The following is a 21608-nucleotide window of genomic DNA, read 5'->3' as shown; positions in this document are numbered from 1 at the left end:
CTTAAACATGACTGACAAAGTTTTAGGCGTTATCCTTGGCGGTGGCCAAGGCTCTAGATTATCGCCATTAACACAAACACGTTCAAAACCTGCAGTACCAATTGCAGGAAAGTATCGGTTGGTAGACATCCCAATTTCTAATTGCCTAAATTCTGGCATCCACCGTATGTTTGTGTTAACCCAATTTAACTCGGCATCCCTAAACAAACACATTAAAAATACGTATCACTTTAGCCATTTTAGTACGGCTTTTGTTGATATTCTTGCGGCAGAACAAACGGTACAAAACGCCGGTTGGTTCCAAGGAACTGCAGATGCGGTGCGCCAATGTATGCACCACATTGTTTCGCATGAATTCGATTACATTTTAATTCTTTCTGGCGACCAACTTTACCAGATGGATTTTAAAGTAATGATTGAGAAACACATCGAAGCTAATGCAGAAATTACCATTGCAACCATCCCGGTAACTGCTAAAGATGCTACAGATTTCGGTATTTTAAAAGCAGATGAAGAAAACATGATTACTTCTTTCATCGAAAAACCTAAAACTGGCTTAGAAGAATGGGTTTCTGATACCGGTGCAGAAATGCAAGGTGAAGGTCGTAACTTCCTTGCATCAATGGGTATCTATGTTTTCAATCGCGAATATTTAATTAATATTCTTAATGAAAATGAAGATGAAAAAGATTTTGGTAAAGAAATTTTGCCAAGAGCCATTGAACAAAGTAGGGTTTTGAGTTATCAATACGAAGGCTATTGGACAGATATTGGTAATATTTCATCGTTCTTCGAAGCCAATTTGGGCCTAACTGATGAAATTCCTAAGTTTAACATGTTTGATAGTAATCATACCATTTTTACTAGGGCTAGGATGTTGCCGCCATCAAAAATTTCGGGTACAACGTTAGAAAAAGCAATTATTGCAGAGGGTTGTATTATTCAGGCTAGTAGGATTGAACATGCTGTGTTAGGTATTCGTGCCCGTATTGGCAAACATACTGTAGTAACGAATACTTATGTTATGGGTAGCGACCGTTATCAAACACTCGAAGAGATTCAATCGGAAACTAGTAAAGGAAATTCCTTAATTGGAATTGGAGACCGTTGCTACATTAACAATGCTATCATCGATAAAAATTGCCGAATTGGTAATGATGTAAAAATAAACGGCGGTACGCATTTGGAAGATGGAGATTTTGAACTATATGCCGTCAAAGACGGTATTGTAGTAATTAAAAAAGGCGCTGTTTTACCAAGTGGAACAGTAATTTAAAATAAATATTTATAATTAACTAAGCCAGTTTCGTTTTCGGAACTGGCTTTTTTTGTAAAAAATCTATGTGTTCAACATTGGTAAAGGTTATGTTTTTTTTGGAAGGTTACGTTCAGCATTTCATTGCCGATTGCAGCCCTGCTTTTCGTTCCAAGCCTTCGCTGCGCTACGGGCTTTTCACTTCAATCAGGCTTATTTAACAAAGGGTAACTTATACTACTGTTATTATATTAAAGGCTAGATTTTATTTGGGCTAAAACCACCAACTTTTGTTTCCCTCTCTTCAAGGAGATGGCTTAAGAATTAACCCAAACTTCTAGCTTTAATAGGGTAAGGCTTTTTTTGAAAGTGAACGTTCAGTATTCCATTGCCGATTGTAGCCCTGCTTTTCGTTGCAAGCCTCCGCTGCGCTACGGGCTTTTCACTGCAATCAGGCTTATTTAACAAAGTTTAGCTTCATGCTTAAATCCTTAAAATTGGTTAAAAATTTTAATATTTGCTAACATTTTTGGTACAGGCTTGTTAGTGTATTAAATAAATTAAAAATAGCTTATGGCTGAACCGCATCTGTATCAAACAGGAATAATAGGAAACTGTGCTTTTATAGCGCATGTAAATAAAAATACTGATATATCTTGGCTTTGCTGGCCACGTTTTGATAGTTCTTTCATTTTCGGAAGTCTGTTAGATAAAAGAAAAGGTGGTGAATTTTCAATATTGCCACAAGGCGAGTTTTCATCAAATCAATACTACATCGAAAATACAAATGTATTAAGAACCGAAATTACTGCTGCAGATGGTAAATATCGCATTACCGATTTTGCACCTCGTTTTCGTCTTTACGAAAGATATTTTAAACCTTTAATGTTCATCAGAAAAATTGAACCTATTGACGGAAATCCAAGAATTACAATAAAGTGTAAGCCTGTTTGTGATTATGGAAAAGGAGAAATGCGAGCCACTATAGGCAGCAATCATATCGATTATTCTGGTTATGAAGAAAATATCAGATTGAGTACAAATGTATCTACTAATTATATTTTGGATGAAAAGGATTTTGTTTTAAATGAGGCAAAATATCTTATCATGACTTATGGCCATAATTTAGAGGCTCCTGTAGTTAGCACAGCTGAAAACTTTCTTCGCGAAACTATAGGTTACTGGCGTTTATGGATTAAACATTCATCCATTGCAGGTTTTTACCAACCATTTGTTATCCGCTCGGCTCTAGTTTTAAAAATTCATCAATATGAAGATACAGGCGCATTCATTGCAGCAAGCACAACGAGTTTGCCCGAATCTCCAGGAAGTACTAGAAACTGGGATTATCGGTATTGCTGGCTGCGTGATTCACATTATGTGCTTACATCTTTAAACCATATTGGGCATTTTGAAGAAATGGAAAAGTATTTCAACTACTTATCCGATATTTCTCATTATGGAGATACACGTTATCAACCACTTTATGGCATTGCCGGCGAGCGTGAAATCACAGAAAAAACTTTAGACCATTTGGAGGGTTACATGGGAGAACAACCCGTAAGAATTGGTAACCAAGCCTATGAGCATATCCAAAATGACATTTATGGGCAGGTTTTAATTTCTATGTTACCACTTTACACCGACCACCGATTTGTATTTTCTGAGCGTAAAGATTCGGTAAAATGGATTGAAAGCGTTTTATCTAAAATTGAAAGAACCATAGATGAAAAAGATGCAGGGATTTGGGAATTTAGAAATATGGCTAATGTACACTGTTACAGTAATTTGTTTCAATGGGCAGGTGCTCAGGCGGCGCTAAAAATGGCTAAAACTATTGGTAAACAAGATTTTGAAAATAGAGCGCAGATATTAATTGAGAAAGCTTCAGTACATATCGAAGCTTGTTACGACCCAGAAAGAAAGGTTTATACAAATGCAGTTGGTAGTCCACATTTAGATGCAAGTACTTTGCAATTGATTATGATGAATTACCTTGACCCAGAATCGGATAGGGCAAAAGACCATTTAATTGCGCTTGAAAAGGAACTGAAAACTGAAGATGGCTTGTTTTATCGATACATTCATGCTGATGATTTTGGGAAACCGAAAACTACATTCTTGATTTGTGCTTTTTGGTATGTGGAAGCATTAGCTTGTGTTGGTAGAATAGATGAGGCAATTAAAGAATTTGAAAATATTATTAAATATTGTAATCACTTGCTACTTTTTAGTGAAGATGTTGATGCGAAAACTGGCAGTCAATGGGGAAATTTCCCACAAGCGTATAGCCATGTTGGTTTGATGAATGCGGCATACAGAATAGCGATAAAATTGGATAGACCGATATTTTTATAGATTTACAAAGAGCTTTTTTGGCTTAATTGCTTTGACAACTTTACATACATTTTGCTTGTTAAGTTGTCAAAGCTTTGCGTTTTTTAGATATCTCCCGCAGATTTACGAAGATTTAAGCAGAATAAATCGTTCGTATTCTTCACAAGCTTTTACAAATTAATAACCTATTGCAGATTAAAATTGTCAAAACTGGATTTGTGTCATTATTTCACAACTGAATCTACCAAGCTCCATAATAATTTCCTTACTTCTTTAAAATCATTCAGGTAATATTTTGCTTCCGAAATGTTGTTTCCAACTTTAATGGTGAATGCATCGTTTGGTAAAGCTTTAAAAATATCTTCATCAGTATGGTCATCGCCCAAGGCTAAAATAAAATCAGGATTTTTATCGTAGAGCCAGTTTAGTGCTGCCTTTCCTTTATTTACTTCCATGTTTTTAAACTCAATAACCTTATTTCCCGGCATAAGTTGCAAACCTTTATCAGCAGCTAAAATTTTTAAATGACTTACAATTTCATTTGCCCTTAATTCGCCTAATCCTTCATCTGCTTTTCGGTAATGCCAAACTAATGAGTAACTTTTTTCTTCGATAAAGGAACCTGGAGTTCTATCGGTATAGGTTTCCAAAATGGTTTTCATTTCATGTTTCCATTGGTCGGTAAGTAATGGCAAGCAATTCCATTTGTCGCCATAGGCTTTTTGCCATGCACCATGTTCAGCAATTAAATCAACTTTCAAATGCCCGAACCAATTTTCCAGCGTTTCATTTCTTCTTCCGCTAATGATAACCACTTTATTTGATTCATCAGCTGTTAATTTACCAAGCAAACTATAAAGTTCTTCATCTGGCGATGCATCATCAATATTACCGGCGAAGTCAACAAGTGTTCCATCATAATCAAGAAATAAAACCCGACTAGATGTTTCATTGTACTGTTGTATAATGTTTTTGTTTATTAAATTAACCGCATGTTTGGTTAATAATGAGTTTTGAGAATCTTTCACTTCGTTTAGTCTTAAAATAAAATTATTAACCCAGTGCTTCACATTGAATTTTTCTGCAATATCTCGCATGGCTTTCATACGAGTTTGTTGTTCTTCTAGAGGCATTTTCAGGGCAACAACAATAGCCTCCATTATATCCCCAAGATTGTTTGGGTTTACAATTAATGCATCCGTTAATTCTTTAGATGCACCAGCCATTTCACTTAAAATCAGTACACCATCGTTATTGTTTCTGCTTGCCACATATTCTTTACTCACCAAATTCATACCATCACGCATTGGTGTAACCAGGCAAATATCTGCAGTTGCATAGAGTGCTGATAAAACTTCGATTGGGTACGAACGATAGAAATAATTTATCGGAATCCAATTTACGGAGCGATATCGGGCGTTTAAATTGCCTACAAATTGGTCTATTTGTTCCCTTAAATCTCGATACTGTGGAACCGTATCTCTTGATGGAACTACAATCATGTATAATTCGAATTTGCCTATGTATTCCGGATGAATTTGTAGCAATAGTTCAATCGCTTTCAGTCGTTCTAAAATACCCTTGCTATAATCCAATCTATCGATAGATAAAATTACCTTCATATTTTCTTTGCCCGTTCGGAAATCTTCTATCTCCTTCTGAACTTCATCTTGCCCAGTAAGGTTAGAAAATTTATCAAAATCTATCCCCATCGGGAAAGCCTCCACCACAACTTGCCTATCACTACTACTTAAAACATTTGCCGATGAATTTACAGGCAATAGTCGGGTTGTGGTACTTAAAAAATGACGAACATCATCGTAGGTGTGAAATCCGATTAAATCTGCACCTAACATTCCATTTAATAATTCATCACGCCAAGGAATTAACCTAAAAATTTCATACGATGGAAAAGGGATGTGTTGGAAAAAACCTATTGTTGAATGTGGTATTTTTTTACGTAAAATACCAGAGAGGAGGAGCAATTGGTAATCTTGAATCCATATTTTATCTGTCTCTGAAAGTACTTGCAATGCTGCTTTGGCAAACTTATCGTTTACCGATTTGTAGCAATCCCAATAACTTTGCTCGTAATGTGCGTAGGTAACCAGATAATGAAAAACCGGCCATAAAACTTCGTTCGAAAAGCCCTCGTAATAAAGATTTATTTCATCCTGTGTTAAAAAAACCGGGTATAGATTAAGTTTGGCAAGTTTTTCAATAACTTCTTGTTGGCGTTCTTCTGGTACTTCAATTCCAGGCCAGCCTATCCAGATGGAGTTGCCGTTTTTATACACATCACCGAGACCAGTTGCAAGACCGCCCTCACTCGGAATAAAGGTGTACTCGTTATTGTCTTCGATGATTTTAACGGGCAGCCGATTTGAAATTATAACTGTTTTCATGCTTGTATTTGATGTATCCACATAAATAAAAGCGGTTTAAACAGTAATTGTTTGAATTTTGTTTCAATAGCACATCAAAATGATGTTAGTATAAGCTAAAAATTTAGTGAATTTAAAAGTATAAGTTCATATTTATTTTGAGTAGATAACTATACATAATTAAACAGTAAAGAGAAAGTTGTTTGCTCATTTGGAACCGAAATAACCTCAATACTGCCACGATGCATTTTCATAATATTTCTGCTGATGGTTAAGCCAATTCCCGAACCGTTTTTACGGGTGGTGTAAAATGGAACAAAAATTTTCTCCAAATCGGAAGATTCAATTCCCTTTCCGTTATCCGTTACATAGATATAAAGTTTATTGTGCTCCAACCGATAATTCACCGAAATATGTGGGATTTCTTGTTCTTCAACAGCATAAATACTATTGGTAATGAGGTTAATTAAAACCTGTTCAATCAATTTTAAATCAAGCTGAACCGTGATTTTGGAGGAAGTCTGTTCTACATCTAAAACCACATTTTTAACCTTAGCGAAGGGCTGCATTAATACTTTTATGTGCTTCAAAATTTCGCCTATGGTGTGCGATTCGAGGTTTGGTGTCGGCAATTCGGCAATTAAGCGGTAATCTTTTACGAAATCTAACAATCCTGATGAACGCCGTTTAATGGTTTGAAGTGCTGTTTTTAAATCTTCCATCTCATCAGCATTTAAATTTTGTTTATCACTAACCATGCTATTAATCGTATCAGACAATGAACTAATTGGAGTGATAGAATTTAATATCTCATGAGAAATAACACCAATTAAACGATTCCAGGCCTCGGTTTCTTTTTGCTCAATCTCATCTTTAATGTTCTGGAAACTAATAATGGTATAGTTTTTTGAGTAAAGATTTAGTGGGATAACTTCTGTAGAAAGTTGAATAAGTTTATCCTGAATTTTAAGTTCTAAAAACCTTTTTCCGCCAGCAGCAATTTGCTCAATTTCGTTCGAAAAGGTTGGTATATGTTGTTTTAAACGATGCCAATATTTATATGCTGGTACGCCTAAAAGATTAGAAGCTGCCTGATTAAAAAATGCTATTTCTTCGTTTCCATCTGTAGTTTTTGTATTGTTAACCACAATTACACCCACCGGAACCTGCTCTAAAATGGTTTTTATCAATTGAAACATTGCTTCTTGCTCCAACCTGATTTGTTTATGAACTTGAAGAATATCACCAAAGGATTCATATAGCTCAGGAAAACTGCCTTTTGTAGCCTTGTTCTTGAAATTTAGTGTATGGTCGCGAGTTTTTACGGCCAAAATAAAGCGCTTAATATCCGATCGAATCTCATTAATGTAATAATAAAGCGAAATAATTGTACCCAGCAAAATCAAACTCACGCCAATAATGGTAAACCAAAGCTGGGTATTTTTAACCAAGTAAAATAGGAGATAGGCCAGTAAATTGATAACTGTTAACCTAAATATTAAACGAAAAGTAAAGCGTTTGTAGAACATGTTTATAAGCTAAAAGCTTAAAGCGAACAGTCTAAAGCGTTCTGCTTTAGTTTTTCTGCTTTGAGCTTAAATTCCAAATTTTTCTATTCTTCTGTATAAAGCTGCCCGGGTTAAACCTAATTCTGCAGCAGCTTTTGATAATTTTCCTTTGTGTTTGCCGATAGCTTTTTGCACCATCATTTTTTCCATGTCGCCAAGTGCCATTTCATCGGGCATTGCTGCATTTTGTGCAAACCGCTGCGGACTCAGCTGCAAATCTTCTTCTGTAATTTCGTTTCCATCGCTCATAATTACAGCCCGTTCTAACACATGTTGCAACTCTCGAACATTGCCCGGCCATTTATAATTCAAAAGCATGTCTTCGGCTTTAGCGCTTAAACTTCGGTTTTCTTTATGATATTTTGAGCTAAAAACCAGCATAAAATGATTGGCTAAAAGTAAAATATCTGTTCCGCGTTTACGTAAAGGTGGCAATAAAAGTTCAACGGTATTTATGCGGAAAAGTAAATCCTGTCTGAATGTATTTTTAGTCACCATTTCATTTAATGGCATATTTGTAGCTGTAATTAAGCGAACATTAACTTTTCTTTCGCGGCTTTCGCCTAATCGCGTAACCGTTCGGTTTTGTAAAACACTTAATAACTTGGCTTGTAGGGGCAAGGTTAAATTCCCAATTTCATCTAAGAAAATTGTTCCACCATCAGCCAATTCAAAACGACCAGGTTTATCTTCTTTAGCATCGGTAAATGCACCCTTTGCATAACCAAAAAGTTCACTTTCAAAAAGATTTTCGTTTAAAGAACCTAAATCAACATGCATAAAAACCTGATTTTTACGCTGCGAATTTCCATGAATTTCGTAGGCAAAAACCTGTTTACCAGTTCCATTTTCGCCTAATATTAAAACGTTTGCATCGGTTGGTGCAACCTTTAACAATGTATTTTGCAGTTGTTTAATTCCTTCGGCTTTACCAACAATGTTTTCGAAGCCTCGAATCATATCTTTTTGTAGAGATGAATGGATTTTCTCCAGTTTTTTTACCTTTCTATTCGATTCGCGAAGTTTAGAAGCGGCAGAAATGGTAGCAAAAAGTTTTTCGTTTTCCCAAGGCTTAAGGATGAAATCGGTAGCACCTTTTTTTATCGCTTTTACGGCAAGCTCAACATTGCCGAAGGCTGTCATTAATATTACCACATAATCTTTATCAATTGATAAAATGTGTTCCAGCCAATAAATTCCTTCTCTGCCGTCGCTTGCACCTTTTTGGTAATTCATATCCAAAAGGATAATGTCAACTTCATTTTTGCTTAACAATACGTTAATTTCTTTAGGCGATTTGCATGTAATCACCTGTTTAACCTGCTGTTTCAAAAACAATCTGGCACTTAAAAGAATATCGTCATCATCATCGATGATTAAAACTGTGGCATCTAACATATTTTTATTTTATAGTTACCTCTGCCTATTACAGGAAGTGGCATTTATTTTTGTGCTATTTAAGTGTTCTAACCTCACCCTATTAAAGGTAGCAGTTTTTGTTTTTTTGTGCTATCCCTCTCCTTGAAGAGAGGGAATGAAGGGGTAAGGTTCTTCCCCCTCCAAAAATAATCAAACTGTCCGCTCTCGCACATAAACTGTTCGATAATGAACATAATAATATTTTCAATACATTTATATAATTGATTATCAGATAATTATATGTTATTTATTCTTTTGGCACATGCTTGGTTATTAAGCAACCGAACACTACAACCAAACAATGGATAAGAAAATAGAGAAGAAAAGATTTAGCACTAAAACCTTAATTATGATAGGTGGAGCGATTGCTTTTGTAGCAGTCGTAATTTATGGCTATACCTTATCACTTAAAAAAACATATACTGCCGATGCCGATAAATTAACCATAAGTAAAGTAGAATATGGCGATTTTGAAGATGTAGTTCTATTAAATGCAAGTGTTGTTCCGCTAACTTCGGTTATTGTAAGTTCGTCGGAAGGTGGTACCGTTGCCGAAATTTATACCGAAAATGGTGCGTCGGTGCAAAAGGGTACACCTTTATTACGCATTGCAAACTCAAACGCCATGCTAAGTTATACGTCCAGTCAAACCGCGGCTACTGAACAAATTAATCAGTTACGAAAATCAAGGTTGGATTTAGAGCAAAATCAAAGGGTTCTGAATCAGGATGTGTTGGATGTAGAAAATAACTTGCGCACTGCAACCCGTCAATATAGATTGGATAGCAATCTTTTTAGTAAAAAAGTAATCACACTTCAAGAATTTAATAAATCTAGTCAGGATTACGAGTATTATCAAGGTAAACTTAAAATTGTACGCCAGGCGATTAAGCAAGAAAACCAAAGCCGTAAAATGCAATTGGCACAAATTGACCAATCGATGGGGCAAATGAACGAAAGTTTAGAGATGATTCGTAAAAATATCGAAAACATGACCATCAAAGCACCGGTATCGGGCAAGCTTTCTTCATATGACCCAGTTATTGGAAAATCTTATAATTCGAACGAAATGATTGGTAAAATCGATGTTTTACAAGGTTACAAATTGCAGGCTGGTGTTGATGAATATTACATTAATCGTGTTAAGGAAGGGCAAACGGCTAGCTGCGAATTTAATGGCAAAACTTACAATTTAACGGTTAGCAAGGTAATTCCAGAGGTTACTGCAGGTCAGTTTCAAGTAGAAATGGTTTTTAAAGGTCCTGCACCCGAAGGTTTACGCCGAGGCTTATCTTTACAAACAAAATTAACTTTATCTGATAACAGCAAATCATTGCTTCTGGCGCAAGGTCAGTTTTTTCAAAGTACAGGCGGTTCGTGGGTATTTGTGGTAAACAATGGTAAAGCGACAAAGAAAAATGTGAAAATCGGTAGGAAGAATTATCTGTATTATGAAATATTGGATGGGTTGGTAAAAGGCGATGAAGTTATTACATCATCGTACGACCAATTTAATCAGTACGATCTTATTGAAATAAACAAATAAATACTATGAATAAAATACTAATAACTATTGCATTAGCTGCTTGCTCATTGGTAACGAATGCGCAAAGCATTTTTAAGAAAGAGGCCAATTGGATGGATACTAAGAATGGTATAAGCTATGAAATGAACATTTTTAGCAAATCGGCAAAATATGACAACAAAAATTTGGCTAAAGCCAATTTTACCATCGTTGGAGATGTATCTCTACTCCAAAAAATTGAGTTGTTACAAGATGGAAATCTAAAATTCAATTTACCATTAAAGTCAGAAACATGTGAAATTCAACTAAAACCAGGAAATTATACATTCAGAATGTTCCACAAAAAGCTTGGTGAAAAGGATTTTGAAGTTGAATTAAAAAAGGCTCAATTAAATAAGATTAAACTTACCATCAAATAAATCTCTTCATGATAAAAATAGAAAATCTGGAAAAAGTTTACAAAACTGAAGAAGTAGAAACTACAGCGCTAAATGGCATCAATCTTCATGTAAAAGAAGGCGAATTCGTTTCCATCATGGGGCCATCAGGCTGCGGAAAATCTACTTTGTTAAATGTTATGGGCTTATTAGATAAACCCGAAGGTGGTAGTTATAAATTTATAGATACCGAACTTTTGACTTTGAATGACAGAGAACGTTCAAATTTCCGTAAAAGAAACATGGGATTCGTTTTCCAGAATTTCAATTTAATTGATGAACTAACTGTTTTTGAAAACATCGAATTGCCATTGATTTACAATAAAATTCCAGCATCGGAGCGCAAAACGCTGGTAAACGAAATCATAGAAAGAATGAATATCGTAAACCGTAGCGGACATTTTCCACAGCAACTTTCTGGTGGTCAGCAGCAACGGGTTGCCGTTGCAAGGGCCTTAGTTACCAAACCGAAATTGGTATTAGCCGATGAGCCTACTGGTAACCTGGATAGTTCTCATGGTAACGAAGTAATGGAACTCCTTTGCGAATTAAATGAAACGGGAACCACGATTGTAATGGTAACGCACTCCAGCCACGATGCAAGTTTTTCTAACAGAATTATCAACCTAAAAGATGGTCATGTGGTTTCAGAAAAGATAAACAAAAGTAGAAACGAGGAACTGATATAAAAAGAGGTTTAAGGTAAAAGGTTTGAGGCGTAAGGTAAGCGCCAAAATCCTATAACCCTTAGAAAAATAGTTTTAGTTAATGATAAGCCAACCGAATCTTTCTGGATGGGAAGATTCGGAAAAGGCGCTCATAACGCGAAAAGACTAAAGCTATTGCTAAGTCTTGATACTTGATACTAAATACTTGATACGATATACTTGATACTAAAATATGTTCAAACTCAACCTAAAAATCGCTTTGCGAAACCTTTGGAAAAACAAGGGGTTTTCACTGATAAATATTGGTGGTTTAGCCATTGGCTTAGCCAGTTGCATGGTTTTGCTCTTGTACGTAGCTTATGAGTGGAGATATGATAAGCAATTTAAGAACAGTGATAAGACCTATGTAGTATATCAAAATTCTGCTGCAAATGGTAAGATTTTTAGTTTTGCCTGGACCCCAAATGTTATGGCTGATGAAGTTGCAGCTAAAATTCCAGGTGTGAAATATGCAGCACATGCCAGTTATCCAAGTCGGAAATTAATTTCAGTTGGCGAGAATAAAATAAGTGCTAGTCTAAATTTTGCGGATCCAAAATTTTTGAAAATATTCGATTACAAATTTATCAAAGGAAACCCAGAACGAGCGTTGAGAGATATAAATACCATAATCCTCACAGAGTCTTTGGCGAAAAAACTTTTTGGAAACGAAGACCCAATAAACAAAACCATTAAGCTTGAGAACCAAGACGTGCTCAAAGTTGAAGCTGTAATTGAAGATGTGCCTGCAAATAACAGCATCACTTTTGAATGCCTAGCACCCTGGGCGCTTTTTATTAAACAAGAAGCTTGGGCAAAAGATCCAAATTGGGGAAATAATATGTGCTTAACCGTTGTTCAACTTAAAGATAATAAGTTTTTGGATGGTGCAAATGCCGATATGAAAGGTATTTACAAACGGAATCAACAAGGTAATAATGCCGAGGCACTTTTGTTTCCATTAACCAAATGGCATTTGTACGATGATTTTCAAAACGGAAAATCGGTTGGTGGCAAAATAGAACAGCTTAAAATATTCTTATTGCTAGCCTTTTGTATCCTTTTAATTGCCTGTGTAAATTTTATGAATTTATCTACTGCCCGCTCCGAGCGTAGAGCAAAAGAAGTTGGTATACGCAAAGCGATAGGCTCAACAAGAAAATCTTTAATTGGGCAGTTCTTTCTAGAATCAGTTTTTATTACTCTGCTTTCAGGTGTTTTTGCTTTTATTTTAGTTGAAGTAAGCTTGCCGTATTTCAATAATTTATTGAATATAAAACTGCAAATTGATTACAGCAGCATCACTTTCTGGGGAACATTTTTAGGCTTAATAATTTTTACTGGATTAATGGCCGGAAGTTATCCTGCATTATACCTGTCGTCGTTCGAACCAATTAAAGTACTAAAAGGATTAAAAATTAAATCAGATTCTTCAGTATCCATTAGAAAGGTTTTGGTAGTAGTTCAATTTGTTTTTGCGGCTTGTTTAATTATTTGTACAGCGGTAATTTATCAGCAGCTTTTTTATGTCAAAAATAAGCCAATAGGTTACAATAAATCAAACCTAGTTCAAATTGCGGTTCAGGGTAAAATTGGTAACAGAAGTAAGTTAGAATTACTAAAAACTCAAATGTTAAAATCAGGTGCAGCAACAGGAGTAACATTTTTTAGCAAAGACATTACCGAAACTGGAAATAACACTACAGATGTGCATTGGCAAGGCAAAACGAAAGGCGAATCTATTTTATTCAACAATAGAGGAATAGGCAATGATTTTATAGAAACTATCGGGACAGAATTAACAGCTGGAAGGACACTTGAAACAGTATCAAAAAAAGATAGCAATAGCGTTATGCTAAATGAGGCCGCCGTGAAGATGATGAATCTCAAGAATCCCATTGGTGCTAAAATTCGGTATTGGGATGTAGAAAAGACAAATGTTGGTGTGGTTAAAGATTTTGTTGTGGAAAGTGCTTATCAAAAAGTTGCTCCAATGATATTTTATCCAAGTTACATGGATGATGTTCAGGTGATCATTGTCCGTTTAAATCCCAATCAAAATATTAGTTCTTCACTCGAAAGTATTGATAATTTAATCAAACAAATAGAACCTGATTACCCGGTTAACCGCAAATTTGTTGATGAGTCTTTTGAAGTCAAATTCCAAGATGAAAAACTTCTGGGTACACTGTCTAACTGGTTTGGTGGTTTTGCCATTTTTATTTCATGCCTTGGTTTATTGGGTTTAGCACTTTTCATGGCGGAGCAACGCAAAAAAGAAATCAGCATCCGTAAAGTTTTAGGTGCAAGCACAGCCAATATTCTTACGCTTTTAAATAAAGATTTTATAAAACTGGTGGCTATTGCCAATCTCATCGCATTTCCGTTGGCTTATATCATCATTAATAAATGGCTATCCGCTTTCGAATACCGCGTTTCCATTTCAGCGTTACCGTTTATCGCTGCAGTAAGTATTTCGGTAATTATAGCAGTCTTAACAGTTAGCATTCAATCAGTAAAAGTAGCAAAAGCAAATCCTGTTGATGCGCTTAAATATGAATAGACAAAAGTTGCCAGTTATGGGTTGCCAGTTAAAAGTCTGGACTCGTAACAGGTAACCGATAACCCACAACCCAGATATGTTTAGACTCAACCTCAAAATCGCTTTGCGAAACCTTTGGAAAAGCAGAGGAATTACATCCATTAATATTGGTGGTTTGGCTATTGCCTTAGCCGCTTTTATTTTGATTGCGATGTATGCTACTTATGAAACTAGTTTTGATAAAGACAATAAAAATTATGATCGTATTTATGTTATTGGTGTAAGTTATCCGGAGTTTAAAACCAACTATGTTGCTGCCCCACTTGCCGAAGCGATTAAACAGAACTTTCCAGAAGTTGAATTGGCTGGTTTGGTAAAAGAAAGTTCTTTTGAGCTCACAATTAAGAAAGAAAACAATACTCTTTTTACAAAAAGAATTCTTGGTGTTGACTACAATGCGGCAAAAATACTCAATATCAAACCAAATGGCGGTTTAGTGAAACCTCAAGGTGATGAAAGGCTTACTTATTTAAGTACTGAAAGTATGAAAACCCTATTTCCAAATAAGACTGATAATAGGCCAGAAATAGTTGGATTTGGAGCGAGCAATTCTGGTATAACAGGAACAATAGCTGGTTCGATAGAAAGTAACCTACATTCTAACTTTAAATTTGACGGTATTTCTATTGCTGCAGAATTAGGCAAAAATGACAATTATGTAATGAACGATTACTCCGTTTATCTACAGTTAAAGCCTGAAACCAATGTTAAACTTTTGGGGCAAAAAATAAGTAAGTTATACCAAGCAGAATTGTTAAAAAGCAAAAAAGTTACAGACGTAAAAAGTACCTCAATATTTCTAGATTCTTTAGCTAATCTACATTTAAGGCCAAAAGCCGGTAATGATGCTGCGTACAAAATATTAATTGCGCTTTCAACTTTAGGGATATTAATTTTGGTTATCGCCTGTATCAATTTTACCAATCTAAGCATTGCTCAGGCTGCTAAAAGAGCAAAGGAAATTGGCGTAAAAAAGGTAATGGGTGCTTTCAGATTGCAGTTAACTACCCAGTTTTTGTTAGAGATTTTTATGCAATGTTTTGTGGCTATTATTCTGGCTTTAATGCTGTCCGAGTTAGTATTGCCGAGTTTTAATAATCTGTTTCAGGTACAATTATCTATTTGGCATTTAGATAATGGTTTGCTTTGGCAATTGCCGTTGATTTTAACAATGATAACTTTCTTAACTGGTATTTATCCGGCGTTGGTTTTATCAAATTTTAAACCTTCATTAGTTTTAAAAGGTAATTTTTCCACAAGCAAACAGAGTTATTGGTTGCGCAACAGCTTATTAATTGTTCAGTTTAGTGTTGCTGTAATTTTTATTATAGGTTTAATAACCATCAAATCGCAGTTAAAATATATGCGAAACCAAGATTTAGGATTTAAACCAAATCAGGTAGTCTACATTAAAAATTTAACACTTTTTAATCAGCCTGCGAAATTGGGCTCTGGTAGTTTTGAGCCAGTTCGGGAAAAAATGATGAAAATTCCTGGTGTAAAGTCTGCCACTGTGGCAACTTATATTCCCGGTGGCACTAATGGAATAAATAGTTATTCGGTAAACGGTATAAAAGCTAATATTGATTTTGTTAACGTAGAATTTGATTATTTCGAAACCCTTGATATTAAATTAAAGGAAGGTCGTTTTTTCTCACAGAAATTTAAAACCGATACCTTAAATGGTGCGGTTGTAAATGAAAGTGCGGTAGCCAAATACGGCATTAAAAATCCTATCGGAAAAACAATTAAAGGCAGCGGTATCGATTATAAAATTGTTGGTGTAATCAAAGACTTTAAATCGCAGGGCTTCGAAAGTGCCATTCAACCAACCATTTACACTATTAATGATCCCTATGGAGATATAAAACGCAAATCATGGTAAAAATCGAGGAAAATAAAATGGCAGAAGTATTAGCAACATTAAAAAATCAATGGTCTCAAATAAATCCTAAAGATGGTGAAGATTTTCGTTATGAATTTTTGGATGAGCTTTATGGTAAGCTTTTTAAGAAACAAGAGCAGTTACAATCTGTCTTTTTTGCGGCGGCTTTACTTACCATTTTCATAGCAATTTTAGGCTTATTTGCATTTGCTAAATACATTACCAACGGTAGAATTAAAGAAATCGCGGTACGAAAAATTTTAGGAGCCACCGATATCCAGATTTTCAAATTGATTAACAGTTCATTTTTTAGGATGGTTTTATTGGCCAACGTTATTTCGTGGCCCATCGCTTACATAATAACCAAAATGTGGCTTGAAACATTTGCATATCGAATCGATTTATCGGTTTTGCCATTCATCGCAAGTGCTGCAATTACCATTTTATTAACCTTGTTTACCGTTAGCATTCAGGCAAAAAAAGCTGTTAAAGCAAACCCTGTTGATGCGCTTAAATATGAATAAAGCTGAAAGCTTAAAGACCAAAGACTAAAGCGGTTTGCAAAGTCTTGATACTTGATACTAAATACTTGATACTAAAAACATGTTCGAACTCAATCTTAAAATCGCATTGCGAAACCTTTGGAAGAACAAAACTTCATCTTTCATAAATGTAATTGGTTTGGCTATTGGCCTTGCGGCTTGTTTAATGTTGTTGCTCTACGTATCGTACGAGTGGAATTTCGATAAACAAGCTAAAAATTCAGCTAATGTTTATATGGCGATGACCAATGTACCAGGCGAGGGAAATAAAATTTCTGGAACCTTTTACGGCTCTACAACGGCATTAGGTCCACTTTTAAAACAAGGCTTACCAGAAGCAAAATATGTAGTCCGAATGAATTATGGTGAAAAAAGTTTAATTGCAAATGGGCAAAACAGTTTTAAAAAGGATTCAAAATTTGCCGAGCCTGATATTCTAAAAATGTACGATTATCAGTTTATTTCAGGCGATCCAAAAACAGCTTTACAAAACCCGCTTTCGGTTATTTTAACAAAGAGCACCGCAAAAACATTATTTGGCTCAACCGATGTTTTAAATAAAACAGTTCGTTATCAGGATAAGCAAAATTTAACCATAACCGGCGTGATTGAAGATTTGCCAGAAAATAGTTCCAACAAATTTGATTTTTTAATGCCATGGTCGTTTTATGAAATTGTTGATGCCAATGCAAAGGATTTGAATTGGAACAATTATAGTTTCGTAACAATGGCTGTATTAAACCCGGATGCAAATATTGACTTAGTGAACCGTAAGGTTGAGGCATTGGTAAAGGCAAATACACCACAAAATCCTCAGTCGCAACCACATTTTTTATATCAGGCAAGCAAACTGCATCTGTTTGGCAAGTTCGAAAATGGTAAAAACGTTGGTGGCGACATTGAGCAAATCTGGCTGTTTATGGCTTTGGCATTCGGGATTCTTTTAATTGCCTGCATCAATTTTATGAATATGGCTACAGCCAAATCCGAAAAGCGGGCAAAAGAGGTTGGCATAAAGAAAACCATAGGTGCAAATCGTACTTCTTTAATTTTTCAGTTTTTAACCGAATCAATGGTGCTCACCTTGGTTGCAGTTGTGCTTGCCATCGCATTATTAGAAGTTTCACTGCCTGCGTTCAACCAACTGCTAAACATCAATTTGGGCATTTCTTACTTCAATGCTGCTAGCTGGTTTGGCATTTTAGGAATCGTTTTAGCAACCGGATTAATCGCCGGAAGTTATCCTGCATTCTATCTATCTGCGTTTAACCCGATTCAAACTTTAAAGAGAAAAATTAAATCGAAGGCTATTTTATCAGTTAGTTTAAGGCAAGTTCTTGTGGTCGGGCAGTTTTGTTTCGCCATTATTCTAATCATTTCCACTTTGGTAATTTATCGGCAGATTCAATACATCAAAAATAAACCTGTTGGTTTTGATGTAAATGCATTGGTAGAAATTCCTCAGGATGGCGAATTAAAAACCAAATTCGATTTATTCAAAACGGAAATGCTAAAATCTGGCGCTGTTACTTCTATGTACCAATCGTCAGTTAGTCTTTCTCATCATGGCCGCAATTTTATGGATATGAAGTGGGATGGTATGACCAAACCGGTAAATACGGTGATGTTCAATCAGGTGGCTACCTCTTACGATTTTATTAAAACAAATGGCATAAAATTAATACAGGGCAGAGATTTCTCTAAGAAATTTGCCTCCGATACCAGTGGGGTTATGGTTAGCGCCTCCGCCGTTAAAGTTTTTGGCTACAAAAATCCAATTGGTAAAAAGATAACCATTTTTGGTACAAATGCTACTATAATAGGCGTTTTTGATGATTACGTTTGGGATTCGCCTTATAAATCGAACAATCCACAAGTTGTTTATTTAACTACCGGGCAAACCGGAACCATTACTATGCGCCTCAACAACGCAAACAATTTACAAAGCAACATCGAAACCATCAACCGAATTACGAAATCATTTAACCCGTCTTATCCTACTGAAGTAACGTTCATAAATTCGTTGTACCAAGAAAAATATAAGTCAGAAAAAACCTTGGGTATTTTATCTAATCTTTTTGGTGGACTAGCAATTTTCGTATCCTGCTTGGGTCTTTTTGGGCTAGTAGCTTACAGTGCCGAGCAGCGTACAAAAGAATTTGGTGTACGTAAAGTACTCGGTGCATCGGTAGCAAATTTAATGCAATTACTGTCCTTATCATTCATTAAAATGATTGGCGTTGCCATTGTAATTGCTATCCCAATAAGTTATTATGCTATGGGAAAATGGTTAAATAATTTTGAATTCCATACTGAGATAACTTGGTGGATTATGCCACTGGCTGCAATTGGTACATTATTAATGGCTTTGATTACGGTGAGTTTTCAGGCATACAAAACTGCTAAAGCAAACCCTGTTGATGCGCTTAAATACGAATAAACAATAATTTATCTGTTATGGGTTACCAGTTGAAAGTCTGGACTCGTAACAGGTAAATCATAACCCACAACCTAAATATGTTCAAACTCAACCTAAAAATCGCCTGGCGAAACCTTTGGAAAAACAAGGGTTACACATTCATTAACATTCTAGGGCTTTCTATAGGAATGGCCAGTTGTATTCTGATTTTCATTTTTATCCGCTATCAAATGAGTTTTGATGAGGGTTTTAACAATGAAAATAGAATTTATCGTTTAACTACAAATTGGACATCAGGTGATGGGCTTGCAGAATCGCAAGGTGTGCCGAAACCAACGCCTGCTGCTTTTAGAAATGATTTCAAAAATCAAGTTGAAAAAGTTGGTGCTATCCGTCAGGATGGTGGAATTATAAAAGTCAAAGATGATGCCGGAAAGGAAAGAATAAAGGTTCAAGAAGATGTGTTTTATGCTGAACCAGAATTTTTTCAAATTATGAATTTCGAGTGGTTGCAAGGAAATCCGAGTCAATCGCTTACCCAACCAAATACAGTAGTTTTATCCAAGGAGATGGCCACTAAACTATTTGGTGATTGGAACAAGGCAGTTGGCAAAACTATAAATTACCAAAATAGAGAGAATTTCACCGTTTCTGGTATTTTGAAAGATATACCTGATAATTCATCTTTCCCCTTGAATATTGTTGTTTCTTATCAAACGTTTAAGAACTATAAAGATGAAGATTTTAGTAGTTGGGGCAATACATCTTCAAACGATGAATGTTATTTTCTCTTAAAACCAGGAGTTTCAATTGATGAGATACGTTCTGTTTTACCGAAATTCTCGGAGAAATATTTTGAAAAAGATATTACAATAAAAGAAGAAATTGGTGCTCAGGCGTTGAGCGATGTTCATTACAATGAAAATTTAGGAAATTTCGCCAACAGAACCATGCCTAAAAAGGAGCTTTATGGTTTAGCGGTTATTGGTGCATTTTTATTGTTGACGGCATGTATCAATTTTATTAATCTGGCTACTGCACAAGCCGTAAGCAGAAGTAAAGAAGTTGGTGTTCGCAAAGTAATGGGCAGTTTACGAAAGCAATTGGTTTTTCAATTTCTTACGGAAACTTTAACGATAAGCGTACTTGCCCTACTTATTGCTTGCGTTTTAACTGAGATTGCATTACCAGGAATGAGAAGTTTATTCCACGATAATATTTCTTTCAGCATCATCAGCCATCCAATTATCCTTGTATTTATGGTTGTATTGGTTATTGTTGTAAGTTTTCTTGCAGGGTTCTATCCAGCTATGGTTATGTCGGGATTTAGTCCGGCTTTGGCGATAAAAAATAAAATTTCGGCAAATGCAGGTGGTTTAGGTCTGCGTAAAGTATTGGTTGTAGTTCAATTTTCCATAACAGTAATTTTAATTATTGGAACGCTAGTGGTGCTTAAGCAAATGAATTATATGAGAGAGAAACCACTAGGTTTCAACCCATCTGCAATTGCAATGGTAAGCGTTAGAAATGATAGTTTAAGTTTATTAAAATATCAAATTTTGCAAGAAAGGGTATCGAAAATTCCAGGTGTCTTGTCGACTAGCTTTTGCAGAAATCCTCCGTCTTCAAGCAATAACAACGAGAGTAACTTTAGGTACAATGGTACAGAAAAGGCCAATTTTCAAGTGAATACAAAAGTAGCAGATGAAAATTATTTTAAAACTTTCGGTTTAAAATTTGCAGCAGGAAGAGGCTTTTCGAAAAGCGATACACTTAGAGAAATTGTGGTGAATGAAACTGCATTGAAAAAATTAAACGTTGTTAATTTTAACGATGCTTTAGGTAAGAAAATAAAAATATGGGGCAAAGAAGGTACTTTAGTTGGTGTTGTAAAAGATTTTAACAACTTGAGTTTGCACGAGCCGATTTCACCCGTTCTCATTACAACTGTAAAAGAGAATTATAGAAACCTAGCGGTAAAAATGAATAGCAAACAGATTCTTGCTGTTATGCCTGAAATAGAAAAAATCTGGAACGAAACCTTCCCTGAAAACTTCTATTCGGCATCTTTTGTAGATGACGATATCAGTCAGTATTATGAAACTGAAAGGGTGATGGGCGTTCTATTTAAAGTTTTTGCAGGCGTAATCATCTTTATTTCCTTTATCGGCTTATTCGGTTTAATATCATTCGTCGCCACACAAAGAACCAAAGAGGTTGCCATTAGGAAAGTTTTGGGTGCCTCTACCATCGAACTAGTAAGAATGTTAAATGGTTCATTTTTAATAATGGTGTTTATCGCCAATCTGGCTGCTTGGCCTTTAGCATATCTATTTATATCTAAGTGGCTTTCGACATTTACTTATCGAATAGAGATTAGTATTTGGCCTTTTGCATTGGCTATGATTATTTCAATGGCTATCACTTTAATCACGGTCAGCATACGTTCGTTTAAAGCTGCAAATGCCAATACTATTGATGCGCTTAAATATGAATAATCAATAAGTTACCAGTTACGGGTTGCCAGT

General features: G+C 35.5%; 13 protein-coding genes. 10 read left to right on the top strand and 3 right to left on the bottom strand.

The window, feature by feature from the left end:
* Window positions 1–7 precede the first annotated feature (7 nt).
* Window positions 8–1276, top strand: a complete 1269-nt coding sequence (locus ACFOWA_RS08400) for a glucose-1-phosphate adenylyltransferase (RefSeq protein WP_378983925.1) — start codon at window positions 8–10, stop codon at window positions 1274–1276.
* Window positions 1277–1828: 552 nt separating this feature from the next.
* Window positions 1829–3613 carry a glycoside hydrolase family 15 protein gene (locus ACFOWA_RS08395; RefSeq protein WP_378983922.1) on the top strand — a complete coding sequence of 595 codons (1785 nt, stop codon included), beginning with the start codon at window positions 1829–1831 and terminating at the stop codon, window positions 3611–3613.
* A 203-nt stretch (window positions 3614–3816) separates the two neighbouring features.
* Here the strand turns inward: ACFOWA_RS08395 and ACFOWA_RS08390 are convergent, their stop codons facing one another.
* From ACFOWA_RS08390 to ACFOWA_RS08380, 3 genes are all read right to left on the bottom strand, one after another.
* Complete coding sequence (locus tag ACFOWA_RS08390) at window positions 3817–5997, bottom strand: bifunctional alpha,alpha-trehalose-phosphate synthase (UDP-forming)/trehalose-phosphatase (protein WP_378983920.1); 2181 nt, start codon at window positions 5995–5997, stop codon at window positions 3817–3819.
* A 149-nt stretch (window positions 5998–6146) separates the two neighbouring features.
* Entirely contained in the window at window positions 6147–7505 is a 1359-nt protein-coding gene (locus ACFOWA_RS08385) for a sensor histidine kinase (protein WP_378983918.1), read from the bottom strand.
* A 66-nt stretch (window positions 7506–7571) separates the two neighbouring features.
* Window positions 7572–8942: a sigma-54-dependent transcriptional regulator gene (locus ACFOWA_RS08380; RefSeq protein WP_378983916.1), complete on the bottom strand. Its 1371-nt coding sequence runs from the start codon at window positions 8940–8942 to the stop codon at window positions 7572–7574.
* 322 nt (window positions 8943–9264) lie between these two features.
* On the opposite strand from ACFOWA_RS08380, the gene ACFOWA_RS08375 reads away from it, so the two are divergent.
* From ACFOWA_RS08375 to ACFOWA_RS08340, 8 genes are all read left to right on the top strand, one after another.
* Window positions 9265–10509 (top strand): efflux RND transporter periplasmic adaptor subunit, encoded by a 1245-nt coding sequence (locus tag ACFOWA_RS08375; protein WP_378983914.1) that lies wholly within the window; start codon window positions 9265–9267, stop codon window positions 10507–10509.
* 5 nt (window positions 10510–10514) lie between these two features.
* Window positions 10515–10907, top strand: a complete 393-nt coding sequence (locus ACFOWA_RS08370; protein ID WP_378983912.1) for a hypothetical protein — start codon at window positions 10515–10517, stop codon at window positions 10905–10907.
* 8 nt (window positions 10908–10915) lie between these two features.
* On the top strand, window positions 10916–11614 hold the full coding sequence (locus ACFOWA_RS08365) for an ABC transporter ATP-binding protein (protein WP_378983909.1): 699 nt from the start codon (window positions 10916–10918) through the stop codon (window positions 11612–11614).
* 211 nt (window positions 11615–11825) lie between these two features.
* On the top strand, window positions 11826–14195 hold the full coding sequence (locus ACFOWA_RS08360) for an ABC transporter permease (RefSeq protein WP_378983906.1): 2370 nt from the start codon (window positions 11826–11828) through the stop codon (window positions 14193–14195).
* Window positions 14196–14271: 76 nt separating this feature from the next.
* Window positions 14272–16119, top strand: coding sequence for an ABC transporter permease (locus ACFOWA_RS08355; RefSeq protein ID WP_378983903.1), 1848 nt, complete (start codon window positions 14272–14274; stop codon window positions 16117–16119).
* Complete coding sequence (locus tag ACFOWA_RS08350; RefSeq protein WP_378983900.1) at window positions 16113–16643, top strand: ABC transporter permease; 531 nt, start codon at window positions 16113–16115, stop codon at window positions 16641–16643. The genes ACFOWA_RS08355 and ACFOWA_RS08350 overlap by 7 nt, the downstream gene beginning before the upstream one ends.
* A gap of 79 nt (window positions 16644–16722) precedes the next feature.
* Window positions 16723–19101 carry an ABC transporter permease gene (locus tag ACFOWA_RS08345; protein WP_378983897.1) on the top strand — a complete coding sequence of 793 codons (2379 nt, stop codon included), beginning with the start codon at window positions 16723–16725 and terminating at the stop codon, window positions 19099–19101.
* Window positions 19102–19178: 77 nt separating this feature from the next.
* Complete coding sequence (locus tag ACFOWA_RS08340) at window positions 19179–21578, top strand: ABC transporter permease (RefSeq protein WP_378983895.1); 2400 nt, start codon at window positions 19179–19181, stop codon at window positions 21576–21578.
* Window positions 21579–21608: the final 30 nt, after the last annotated feature.

Origin of the sequence: Pedobacter lithocola (genome assembly GCF_042650845.1) — a bacterium.
Taxonomy (GTDB): Bacteria; Bacteroidota; Bacteroidia; order Sphingobacteriales; family Sphingobacteriaceae; genus Pedobacter; species Pedobacter lithocola.
This window is presented reverse-complemented; position numbering and strand designations above follow the sequence as displayed.

Bases quoted from the DNA above. Each gene is read 5' to 3' on its own strand.
- ACFOWA_RS08400 (WP_378983925.1), top strand. From the start codon at position 8: ATGACTGACAAAGTTTTAGGCGTTATCCTTGGCGGTGGCCAAGGCTCT.
- ACFOWA_RS08395 (WP_378983922.1), top strand. From the start codon at position 1,829: ATGGCTGAACCGCATCTGTATCAAACAGGAATAATAGGAAACTGTGCT.
- ACFOWA_RS08390 (WP_378983920.1), bottom strand. From the start codon at position 5,997: ATGAAAACAGTTATAATTTCAAATCGGCTGCCCGTTAAAATCATCGAA.
- ACFOWA_RS08385 (WP_378983918.1), bottom strand. From the start codon at position 7,505: ATGTTCTACAAACGCTTTACTTTTCGTTTAATATTTAGGTTAACAGTT.
- ACFOWA_RS08380 (WP_378983916.1), bottom strand. From the start codon at position 8,942: ATGTTAGATGCCACAGTTTTAATCATCGATGATGATGACGATATTCTT.
- ACFOWA_RS08375 (WP_378983914.1), top strand. From the start codon at position 9,265: ATGGATAAGAAAATAGAGAAGAAAAGATTTAGCACTAAAACCTTAATT.
- ACFOWA_RS08370 (WP_378983912.1), top strand. From the start codon at position 10,515: ATGAATAAAATACTAATAACTATTGCATTAGCTGCTTGCTCATTGGTA.
- ACFOWA_RS08365 (WP_378983909.1), top strand. From the start codon at position 10,916: ATGATAAAAATAGAAAATCTGGAAAAAGTTTACAAAACTGAAGAAGTA.
- ACFOWA_RS08360 (WP_378983906.1), top strand. From the start codon at position 11,826: ATGTTCAAACTCAACCTAAAAATCGCTTTGCGAAACCTTTGGAAAAAC.
- ACFOWA_RS08355 (WP_378983903.1), top strand. From the start codon at position 14,272: ATGTTTAGACTCAACCTCAAAATCGCTTTGCGAAACCTTTGGAAAAGC.
- ACFOWA_RS08350 (WP_378983900.1), top strand. From the start codon at position 16,113: ATGGTAAAAATCGAGGAAAATAAAATGGCAGAAGTATTAGCAACATTA.
- ACFOWA_RS08345 (WP_378983897.1), top strand. From the start codon at position 16,723: ATGTTCGAACTCAATCTTAAAATCGCATTGCGAAACCTTTGGAAGAAC.
- ACFOWA_RS08340 (WP_378983895.1), top strand. From the start codon at position 19,179: ATGTTCAAACTCAACCTAAAAATCGCCTGGCGAAACCTTTGGAAAAAC.